This window comes from Brotaphodocola sp. (genome assembly GCF_983179755.1).
Window position 1 is genome coordinate 37978 of the sequence record NZ_CFAHBC010000007.1, and the last position, 10728, is coordinate 48705.

8 protein-coding genes are annotated in these 10728 nt (G+C 48.5%); all 8 read right to left on the minus strand.

The features are described from left to right. Window positions 1–225: 225 nt before the first annotated feature. Window positions 226–1560, minus strand: coding sequence for an NADP-specific glutamate dehydrogenase (gdhA, locus tag AC4EVX_RS04655; RefSeq protein ID WP_177977959.1), 1335 nt, complete (start codon window positions 1558–1560; stop codon window positions 226–228). A gap of 336 nt (window positions 1561–1896) precedes the next feature. Further along, the gene (gene abc-f, locus AC4EVX_RS04660; RefSeq protein WP_490159683.1) at window positions 1897–3816 is read right to left on the minus strand and encodes a ribosomal protection-like ABC-F family protein; all 1920 of its coding nucleotides are present in this window, start codon (window positions 3814–3816) and stop codon (window positions 1897–1899) included. An 8-nt stretch (window positions 3817–3824) separates the two neighbouring features. After that, a complete protein-coding gene (locus AC4EVX_RS04665; RefSeq protein WP_177977957.1) occupies window positions 3825–5453 on the minus strand; it encodes an ABC-F family ATP-binding cassette domain-containing protein in 1629 nt (542 codons plus the stop codon). 171 nt (window positions 5454–5624) lie between these two features. After that, window positions 5625–6968 carry a flagellin lysine-N-methylase gene (gene fliB, locus AC4EVX_RS04670; RefSeq protein ID WP_490159684.1) on the minus strand — a complete coding sequence of 448 codons (1344 nt, stop codon included), beginning with the start codon at window positions 6966–6968 and terminating at the stop codon, window positions 5625–5627. Between the two features lie 178 nt (window positions 6969–7146). Beyond that, the gene (locus AC4EVX_RS04675; protein ID WP_177977955.1) at window positions 7147–8133 is read right to left on the minus strand and encodes a diaminopimelate dehydrogenase; all 987 of its coding nucleotides are present in this window, start codon (window positions 8131–8133) and stop codon (window positions 7147–7149) included. Window positions 8134–8315: 182 nt separating this feature from the next. Continuing rightward, window positions 8316–9083 carry an amino acid ABC transporter ATP-binding protein gene (locus tag AC4EVX_RS04680; RefSeq protein ID WP_177977954.1) on the minus strand — a complete coding sequence of 256 codons (768 nt, stop codon included), beginning with the start codon at window positions 9081–9083 and terminating at the stop codon, window positions 8316–8318. Window positions 9084–9102: 19 nt separating this feature from the next. Continuing rightward, a complete protein-coding gene (locus tag AC4EVX_RS04685) occupies window positions 9103–9753 on the minus strand; it encodes an amino acid ABC transporter permease (RefSeq protein WP_308451012.1) in 651 nt (216 codons plus the stop codon). A gap of 56 nt (window positions 9754–9809) precedes the next feature. Next, on the minus strand, window positions 9810–10709 hold the full coding sequence (locus AC4EVX_RS04690; protein WP_490159685.1) for an amino acid ABC transporter substrate-binding protein: 900 nt from the start codon (window positions 10707–10709) through the stop codon (window positions 9810–9812). Between the last annotated feature and the right edge of the window lie 19 nt (window positions 10710–10728).

A 10728-nucleotide genomic window follows, 5' to 3' on the forward strand; every position in this document is an offset into this window, starting at 1 on the left:
CATTACTTTTTTACTTCTTTGTTTTTCTTCTGCATTATACTCTATCTATTCCGCATTTTCAATAAATGATGAACGCGAAAAAACTCCCCGGAACAGACAAAATCTGTCCCGGAGAGTTTCTGTAAGACTCCAAAAAACTTAAAAACCTTTTTGGATCTCTTTTTCGATTTATGGATTTATGAGTTTTACGGTCGTTTCGTTGGCTATATTCTGCTTCGCTTATGTTTATACAATACCCTGAGCCAGCATAGCATCTGCAACCTTCTCGAAGCCTGCGATGTTTGCACCTGCAACGTAGTTGCCCGGAACACCGTAACGCTTTGCAGCGTCATCAGCCTTTGCGAAAATATTTACCATAATGTCATGCAGTTTTGCATCGACTTCCTCGAAGGTCCAGGAAAGTCTCTCGCTGTTCTGGGTCATCTCCAGAGCGGAGGTAGCCACACCACCTGCGTTTGCAGCCTTACCCGGCATGAACAGCATACCGTTCTCTAAGAAGAAATCGGTTGCCTCTCTGGTGGACGGCATGTTTGCGCCCTCTGCAACTGCGAAGCATCCGTTTGCCTTCAGTGCCTTTGCACCATCCAGATCCAGCTCGTTCTGGGTTGCACACGGAAGAGCGATGTCACACGGAATCGTCCAGATGCCCTTGCCCTCGGTGTAAACAGCGGTCGGAACAGCCTCAGCGTACTCTTTGATACGTCCACGGCGAACTTCCTTGATCTCCTTAACAATATCCAGCTTGATGCCGTCCTTATCGTATACATAGCCGTTGGAATCGCTCAGAGCTACAACCTTTGCGCCTAACTGCTGTGCCTTCTCGGTTGCGTAGATTGCTACGTTTCCGGAACCGGAGATCACAACGGTCTTGCCAGCCAGCTCCTTGTCGTTTGCCTTCAGCATCTCGTTCAGAATGTAAACCAGACCATAACCGGTTGCCTGAGTTCTTGCAAGAGAACCGCCGTAGGTTAAGCCCTTACCGGTCAGAACGCCCTCATACAGACCAGTCAGTCTCTTGTACTGACCATACAGGAAGCCGATCTCTCTTCCGCCTACACCGATATCACCAGCCGGAACATCCTGATCTGCACCGATGTACTTGTACAGCTCGGTCATGAAGCTCTGGCAGAATGCCATAACCTCTCTGTCAGATTTGCCCTTCGGATCAAAGTTAGAACCACCTTTACCGCCGCCGATCGGAAGTCCGGTCAGAGAGTTCTTGAAGGTCTGCTCGAAGCCCAGGAACTTTAAGATGCCCTGGTTTACGGACGGATGCAGACGCAGACCACCCTTGTACGGTCCGATTGCGCTGTTAAACTGAACACGATATCCCTTGTTCACCTGAACCTGTCCCTTATCATCTACCCACGGAACACGGAAAGAGATAATACGCTCTGGCTCAACCAGGCGCTCTAACAGAGCTGCCTTACGGTATTTCTCCTCATTTGCATCAACTACCAGTCTCAGGGAATCCAGAACCTCTTTTACTGCCTGATGAAACTCTTTCTCTCCCGGATTCTGCTCCACCACTTTCGCATAGATCTCGTCTACATAAGACATGTTCATAACCCTCCTTCATCAATGATCCATCATCATTCCGTCTGATCATCTTCTCTTTTTCTCTTCAGACGTTTTTTCGTTAAAGTTCCTGCATGACACAAACTATAACGGATTTTCATAGAATGTTGAATGTTTTCAAACCAGCGTTCAGACTGCCCGAAAAGGCAAAAAGGGACCCTGCCATCTGGCAGAGCCCCTTTGCTCCTGACGTTTGAAAAAAGTATACTACTTTAATTCGTTAAAGTCAAGAACGAAATTTATAAACTTTTTTCACTGAATTCAGATTTTTTTCCTCAGTGAAATCTTATTTTATTAATAGTGCTTTATAATAACACTTTATTTTTTCTGTGCCTCAATCTGTTCTGCGAGATCGTTTAAGTAAACCCAACGATCCATCTTTTCCTCGAGCTGTGCTTCCTTCTCGGCTTTCTCAGTCATCAGCTGATTGAGTTTTCCATAGTCAGTTGCCGACACGGCAATCTGGGCGTCAAGCGCCTCGATCGCCTCCTCAAGTCCCGCAATGTCGTCCTCAATCGTCTCCCACTCTTTCTGCTCCTTGTAGGAGAATTTGAGCTTCTTCTGGTGTGCACGACCGTCCTGAGAGGACTTTACTGACGCGCCACTCTCCATGCCTGCGCCATCCGCGCCCGATGCTGATCCAGCTCCGCCATTTCCACCCTGATTACCGGAAACATTCTGACTGCCCGCACGATTACCGGAAACACCACTCATCTCACCGCCACCGCTCTGAGCGAGCTTGCGCTGGTATGCGACCTGATAATCCGTGAATCCGCCCTCGTACTGAACAACATTTCCATCGCCCTCAAACGCAAAAATCCGGCGCACAACACGGTCAAGGAAATACCGGTCATGAGAAACCGTGATGACGATTCCCTGGAAGCTGTCGAGATAATCCTCAAGAATCATCAGCGTGCGGATATCAAGATCGTTCGTCGGCTCATCGAGGAGCAGGACATTCGGTGCACTCATCAGAATCCGAAGCAGGTAAAGACGTCTGCGCTCACCACCAGAAAGGCGGGAAATTGTCGTGTACTGGACGCTTGACGGGAAGAGAAAACGCTCAAGCATCTGAGATGCACTGATGCTTCCATCCTTCGTCTGCACATACTCGGCGACATTTCGGATGTAATCAATGACCTTGAGACTCACATCCATATCCTCGTTTTCCTGAGAGAAATACCCGAGTTTTACGGTCTGTCCAATCTCAATCGTTCCGGAATCCGGCTTCACCCAGCCCGCAATCATCTTCATCAGCGTGGATTTTCCGCTTCCATTTGGTCCAATGATTCCGATGCGGTCATTTTTCAGAAAGACGTAATTGAAATCGCGCATCAGCACCTTATCACCATATGCCTTCGACAAATGCTCGATCTCAACAGTCGTTCGACCGAGACGGCTTGAGATCGACTCCATCTCAACCTGTCCGTCCGTCAGCTCCGGCGCTTCCTGATCGCGCAGAGCCTCATATCTCTGGATATGTGCCTTCTGCTTTGTCGAGCGCGCACGCGCCCCACGTTGCATCCACGCAAGCTCCGTCCGAAGAATACTCTGACGCTTGCGCTCAGACGCAGCCATCATGTCGAGACGCTCCGCTTTTAACTTCAGAAACCCCTCATAATTGCTCTGATAGCTGTAAAGTTTTCCCTTGTCCAGCTCCACAATCCGGTTCGTCACGCTGTCGAGGAAATAGCGGTCATGCGTGATCATCAGCAGTGCTCCGCGGAATTTCTTTAAATAATCCTCAAGCCAGTCCGCCATCTCACTGTCGAGATGGTTTGTCGGCTCATCAAGGATCAGAAGATCAGCAGTCGAGAGAAGCACACTTGTCAGTGCAACTCTCTTTCTCTGACCTCCGGAAAGCGTCTCTACCTTTGCCGTAAAATCATAAATTCCGAGCTTTGTGAGGATCGTCTTCGCACTCGCCTCAATCTCCTCCCTCGAGGTAAAATGAGGCTCATTGCGGTTGTCTCTCACAATGCTGTCGAGAACGGAATCCCCCGGCGTAAACTGCGGAATCTGCGGAAGATAACGGATGTAGAGATTTCTTCTGCGAATCACACTTCCGTCATCCGGCTCCTCAAGACCTGCAACAATTTTTAAGAGCGTGGATTTTCCGGTTCCATTGATTCCGATCAGTCCGACTTTCTCGCCGTCTCCAATGCTGAACGATGTGTCATCAAAGAGCAGACGCTCGGTGTAGGATTTCGTCAAATGTTCAATCGTTATCAGACTCATTTTCTGCCTTAGTCATCCTTCTCTGTCACTGCAAATACAGTACGCTTTCTTGCCATCTCATCGCTCTCAAGATACTCGTCGTAGGAAGTGATCTTATCGATGAGCTGACCGTTTACGATCTCCATGATACGGTTTGCAGTCGTCTGCACGATCTGGTGGTCACGAGAGGAGAAAATCAGCACGCCCGGGAACTTCACAAGACCGGTGTTCAGAGCGGTGATCGACTCCATGTCGAGATGGTCAGTCGGCTCGTCGAGCATCAGCACGTTTGCGCCGGAAATCATCAGCTTGGAGAGCATACAACGAACTTTCTCACCACCGGAGAGTACGCGCACTTTCTTCACGCCATCCTCACCTGCAAACAGCATACGTCCGAGGAATCCACGTACATAGGTTACATCCTTCTCCGGAGAGTACTGGGTCAGCCAGTCCACGATCGTGTCGTCGCTGTCAAACTCTGCGGTGTTGTCCTTCGGGAAGTAGGACTGAGTCGTCGTCAGACCCCACTTGTAGGAACCCTCATCCGGCTCCATCTCGCCTGCGAGAATCTGGAACAGAACAGTCTTTGCTCGCTCGTTCGGTCCAACGAGAGCAACCTTGTCCTCACGGTTCAGAGTAAAGGAAACGTGGTCGAGAATCTTCTCGCCGTCGATCGTCTTGCACAGATCGGTCACGGTCAGAACCTCATTTCCGATCTCTCTTGCCGGACGGAAATCGATGTACGGATACTTACGGCTGGACGGACGGATCTCATCAAGCTGGATCTTCTCAAGAGCACGCTTTCTTGAAGTTGCCTGCTTGGACTTGGAAGCGTTTGCAGAGAATCTCTGAATGAACTCCTGCAACTCCTTGATCTTCTCCTCTTTCTTACGGTTTGCCTCTTTCATCTGGCGAACCATCAACTGACTGGACTCATACCAGAAATCGTAGTTACCTGCGTAGAGCTGAATCTTGCCGTAGTCGATATCTGCAATGTTCGTGCAGACCTTATTCAGGAAGTAACGGTCATGGGATACAACGATGACCGTGTTCTCAAAGTTGATCAGGAACTCCTCAAGCCAGGAGATTGCATCGAGATCCAGATGGTTTGTCGGCTCGTCGAGAAGCAGGATATCCGGGTTTCCGAACAGTGCCTGTGCAAGCAGAACCTTGACCTTGAGCGCACCGGTCAGATCCTTCATCAGCGTGTAGTGGTACTCGGTGTCAACGCCCAGACCATTCAAGAGGTTTGCCGCATCGGACTCTGCCTCCCAACCGTTCATCTCTGCGAACTCACCCTCGAGCTCTGCTGCCTTGATACCATCCTCATCCGTGAAATCCGGCTTCATGTAAATGGCATCCTTTTCTTTCATCACCTCGTAAAGACGCTTGTTTCCCATAATTACGGTATCAAGCACCGGGAACTCGTCATACTTAAAGTGATCCTGCTGAAGGAAGGAGAGACGCTGTCCCGGAGTGATCACAACATCTCCGCTCGTCGGCTCAAGCTGTCCGGAAAGAATCTTCAGAAAAGTAGATTTTCCTGCACCGTTCGCACCGATCATTCCGTAGCAGTTGCCCTCGGTAAATTTAATGTTTACGTCCTCAAACAATGCCTTCTTTCCAACTCGAAGGGTTACACCATTTGCACTTATCATCTTCTAACACCTTTCTTTTTTTGAAATTTCTAATTCTGTGAACTGTTTCTTTTGTTTACCCGTTTTCCGGTTCGTTATGTTCACGCGTTGCGCAAACAGAACTTTTTTCTGCACGTTAGTTTCTGTCCTGAAAAAAGGGGGATTCTCCGTCCCCCTTCTTCTGTATCATATTTATTTTACAGGAAAATATTGAATTTGCAAGCGTTTTTGCGGATTTTCCTCAAGCGCTTCCATCCATGACATAATTCCAAACTCTGCGTTCTTCGTCAGCGCATCCTCGAGCGCATTCAGATTTTCCTCAGAGTGCTCGACCTCCCGACAGAAACGGTGCACAAGATCCGCAAGCCAAAGCTCCATTTCCTCTGCGTCTGTTGCATCCGAATTCTTTTTCACACGCTCCGCTCTATCAAGGTTCTGCGCCTTCTCCTCATGCTTTCCTCTCTGCACCCAGACTGCCTGTGCCATATCCTCAAGAAGCATCGTACACGCGAGTGAGAACTTATACTTTCCGTAAGCATTCTCATTGTAGACCGCCCCACAAAAATAAGTGAACACAAAGTAGACCATCAACTGCTCCAAAAACAGTTCCACGCGCTCTCCCATCTCAGATGCACGAAACGCCTCTCTCTGTCTGTCGTATTCCGATTTCCCGTTTTCATAGAGAGTCTGTTTCATCTTTGCGCGGTGATCCGGCCAGTGGTGATGCAGAGGTTCGAGTTTTTCAAGCGCTTCATAGAGAGCACACATCAGCTCATAGCGAGAATCGCCGTCTGTTTTCTCTAAGTTCATTTTTTTTGAGTTCATTTTTTCAGAGTTTGCTCTTTCTAAACTCACTTTTTGAGAACTTCTCTTTCTCTCAAGATTTTTGCGAAGAATTTCAACTCGCTCACTCTCTCCAAATCGCTCCAAAATCGCATCCACCTCATAGAGCTTTCCATCGCGAATCCGCCTCTGCAAATCATGCGTGAGCGCAAGACCGAGCTCCATCCGCACATGGATGCTCAATGTCCTGTCCTGAAGAATTTCAAGCAGTCTTTCCCTTGCATCCGTCAACTTCGTGTAGAGAAAGAAATCAAAATCCTCATACGCATCCTCATTTTCCTCCCTCTCATCTTCCTTTGAGAGAAAACGCACCGTCTCCGTTGTCCCGAGAACAATCTTTGCAACCTCCATACAGGACATGCAAAGCGAATACTCCCTCACCCCGTCAAATTCCTCGATATGGCGCGGATAAGTCCGGCAAGTCCGGCAGAGCGAATCCGGTCCCATCTCCGTGTAGAGATCGCAGAGATTGTCTTCATTCAAAAGCGCACAACGATGATGATACTGACTGAAAGAACCTTCCCGCCAATTGATTGAATTGTGAAGCCTGTTCCCGAACGGTCCCTCCGCTTTCTTATATTTCTCCAACGATTTTTTATCAATCATGATCTCCCAGCCGGCACAGCAGGTATCTTCACATTCTGATGCCGTGCAATGGAATTTTTTGTAATAATGAGGATATGTATAAAGCATATTTCTTTCTCCCGACCCTGTCTCTTTCTTGCTTATAAAAACGTGCCTGAAACCACTCCTCCGGTCCCAGACACGTCTCTGCACTTCTATTCGTTTCTTATTTGTCTTGTACTTGTTTTTAGCTGTTTCTTATTCGTGCCTTAGCTTCTGCTTTGCTTTTTAGCCTAAACGCCCAACCTTACAGCATATGCTTTCTCAGCTCTGCGCCATCCTGTGCACTTAAGTATGCCGGAGCGACATCAAATACGGTCTTACAACCGGTCTGACCCTCTTTGTTCATGCGGTAGGCTGCACGCGCATAAGCTACCAGAACGGAGGAGGTAAACTCCGGGTTGGAATCCAGCTTTAAGCTGTACTCGATCACATGCTTGTTCTCATCGTTCCAGCCAGTGCTTCCGGTACGGATTACAAATCCGCCGTGCGGGATACCTGCATGGTCGCGCTGAAGCTCTTCCTCGCTGATGAAATGAACGGTAGTATCATAATCAGCAAAGTAGTTCGGCATCGTAACGATCTCTTCCTCGATCTTCTTTAAGTCTGCACCCTCTTCTGCGACAACAAAGCACTCACGGGTGTGCTTCTCTCTGGTTGTCAGCTCCGGATTCTTTCCACTGCGAACTGCCTCGAGTGCGCTCTCAACCGGAATCGTGTACTGTCTTGCATCCTTTACACCTGCGATGCGACGGATTGCATCAGAGTGACCCTGGCTCACGCCCTTTCCCCAGAAGGTGTAATCATGTCCACCAGGAAGAATACAGTTTGCATACAGACGATTTAAGGAGAACATACCCGGGTCCCAACCTACGGAAATCATTCCGACATGTCCGCTCTTCTTTGCTGCCTCATCAACTGCTGCAAAGTGCTCTGGAATTCTTGCATGGGTATCAAAGCTGTCCACTACGTTGAAGTACTCAGCCAGCTTCGGGGTCTGAACCGGAAGATCGGTTGCGCTTCCGCCACAGAGAATCATGACATCAATCTCATCCTTCCACTTCGGAGCATCCTCTGCGGAACATACCTTTACACCCTCGGTGAGGATCTTTACGCTATCCGGATTACGTCTCGTAAATACTGCCTTTAACTCCAGATCCGGGTTGTGCTTGATTGCACACTCAATGCCTTTTCCAAGGTTGCCATATCCAAAAATACCAATTCTGATTGCCACTGTCTTGTCCTCCTCAAATATTATGTCAAATATTCTTTCTCGTATTTCTGCCTTTTCAGATTCTGCTCATCATTTTCAGAAACACACGCTTTATTATAATAGAACTTTAACGCAAAAACAAGATGCCACCTGCACAGCGACATCTTGTTTTTTTAGGATTTTTTTCAATAATTACCAAAAAATTATTTGAGCATCTCTCCGTATCGTCCGAGGAAACTTCTCGTTCTCTCATTGTCAGATGCAAATACCTGCTCCGGCTTTCCTTCCTCGACAATCACTCCACCTGCCATGAAAATCACGCGGTCGGAAATGTCTCTCGCAAATGCCATCTCATGAGTGACGATAACCATCGCAATGTGAAGATCCGCCAGCGATTTGATGACCTTGAGCACCTCTCCGGTCAACTCCGGGTCGAGGGCGGAAGTCGGCTCATCGAAGAACAGGATCTTCGGATTCAGCGCAAGTGCACGGGCGATCGCCACACGCTGACACTGGCCACCGGAAAGCTGGCACGGATAGGCATCCGCCTTGTCCGCAAGCCCCATCTTTTTGAGAAGCTCCATCGCCGTCTTTCTGACTTCTTCCTTGTCACGCTTCTGCACACTGATCGGCGCATCCATGACATTTTTCAGAACAGAAAAGTGCGGAAACAGGTTGAAGTTCTGGAAAACCAGACCGTAATTTTCCTGAATCTTTCTCAGCTCTTTTGTCGGAGCATAGACGACTTTTCCGTCTGCACCGGTCCAGCCCGCTTTCTGTCCGAGATAGATCAGTTCTCCGCTGTCCATCGTCTCAAGCATCGTGGCGCATCTCAGCAGGGTGGATTTGCCGGAACCCGACGGTCCGATCACCGAGACAATCTCACCCTCTCCGACAGAAAGCGAGATGTCCTTGATGACATCGAGATCGCCAAAGGACTTTTTTACATTTTTCATTTCCAGTAAATTCATAATATCCGATATCCTCCGCCTACTGATAATACGAGAGTCGCTTTTCGATGTACTCCATTGCGACTGCCACAATCAGGTTAAATACATAATAGAAAACGCCAGCCGCCACAAACGGCATCAGGCTTGTCTGTGAAGATGCAAGTGCTTTTGCAATCGCAAACATCTCGAGAACGCTGATCGAGAACGCCAGTGACGTATCCTTGACCAGAGTGATCACCTCGTTCGTGATTGACGGCAGAATCCGCTTCATCACCTGAGGAAGAATGATCTTGAAAAAGGTCTGGGGCTTGCTGTATCCCAGAATCTTTGCCGCCTCATACTGTCCTGCCGGCATTGACTGAATTCCGCTTCGATAGATCTCAGCGAAGTATGCCGCATAGTTGATGATAAATCCGATGAATGCTGCCCACAGACGGTAGCCATTTCCGATCTTGATTTTGAACAGGTAATACGGTCCAAAGTAAACCACCATCAGCTGAAGCATCAGCGGTGTTCCGCGCATCACAGAAATGTACGCTTTGACAATTCCCTGAATCACACGGTTTTTCGACATTCTACCAAACGAAATCAGAAGTCCCAGGGGCAGAGAGAAGACCAGTGTCACCACAAATATCTGTGTGCTGACCAGCATTCCTCCGGCTAACTGCGAAAACATCGTATTCCATTGCATATCTATCTCTCTGCTCCTTTTCCTCTAAAAACTCTTTTTAAAACTTTTTTCTTTTTTTATTTTGCGATCGTGGTAACGTCACGACCAAACCACTCGTTGGAGATCTCCTCGAGCTTGCCGTCTTTTGCCATCTCCTCAAGAGTTGCCTGAACCTGATCTCTCAGCTCCTCATTGCCCTTCTTGAAGCCGATTCCGTACTCCTCAGATGCGAGATCCTCATCAAGAATCTTGAACTTGCTTCCGTCATCTCTCTGCTCAATCTGGTAACCTGCAACGATGACATCCATTGCGATTGCATCAACTGCGCCCATCTCAAGATCCATGAATGCGGTGTTGTAATCCGGGGTAGTCTGAAGGGTTCCAAAGGTGGAAGAAAGCTCGGTGTTGTCCTTTAAAGCTGCCTCTGCGGAGGAGTCTGCCTGAACCTCCACGATCTTGCCTGCCAGATCAGCGAGTTTCTCAATGCCGGAATCTGCGCTTACAACAACAACCTGAGAGTTGTTCATGTACGGCTCACTCCAGGTGTAAGCATCCTCTCTGCCGTTCATCGTAAATCCGTTCCAGATACAATCAATCGTTCCGGAGTTCAGCTCCATATCTTTGGAATCCCAAGCGATCGGCTGTGGAACAAACTCCAGATTCAGACGAGATGCAACTTCCTTTGCGAGATCCAGATCAAATCCGGTATACTGTCCGTCATCTCCTACAAAGCCCATCGGCGGAAAATCCTGATCAAATCCTACGATAAATTTGCCTGCGTGATCGCCGGTTGCCTCCGCACTCTCTGCACTCTCTGCACTTGCCTCTGCGGAAGTCTCCTCTGCCTGACTCTCATCAGCCTTCGTCTCTTCTGCCTTGGTCTCTGCGGTCGTTGTCTCTGTCTTTGCGCCACCACATCCAGCTAAAGATACTGCCATCACTCCTGCCATCATCAGGCTTACCATTCTCTTTTTCATAATTTTCCTCCTCTTTCCG

What these genes read in the sequence shown, in the direction of transcription:
- gdhA (WP_177977959.1), bottom strand. Translation starts at nt 1,560, where the DNA reads ATGTCTTATGTAGACGAGATCTATGCGAAAGTGGTGGAGCAGAATCCG.
- fliB (WP_490159684.1), bottom strand. Translation starts at nt 6,968, where the DNA reads ATGCTTTATACATATCCTCATTATTACAAAAAATTCCATTGCACGGCA.
- abc-f (WP_490159683.1), bottom strand. Translation starts at nt 3,816, where the DNA reads ATGAGTCTGATAACGATTGAACATTTGACGAAATCCTACACCGAGCGT.
- AC4EVX_RS04690 (WP_490159685.1), bottom strand. Translation starts at nt 10,709, where the DNA reads ATGAAAAAGAGAATGGTAAGCCTGATGATGGCAGGAGTGATGGCAGTA.
- AC4EVX_RS04685 (WP_308451012.1), bottom strand. Translation starts at nt 9,753, where the DNA reads ATGCAATGGAATACGATGTTTTCGCAGTTAGCCGGAGGAATGCTGGTC.
- AC4EVX_RS04680 (WP_177977954.1), bottom strand. Translation starts at nt 9,083, where the DNA reads ATGAATTTACTGGAAATGAAAAATGTAAAAAAGTCCTTTGGCGATCTC.
- AC4EVX_RS04665 (WP_177977957.1), bottom strand. Translation starts at nt 5,453, where the DNA reads ATGATAAGTGCAAATGGTGTAACCCTTCGAGTTGGAAAGAAGGCATTG.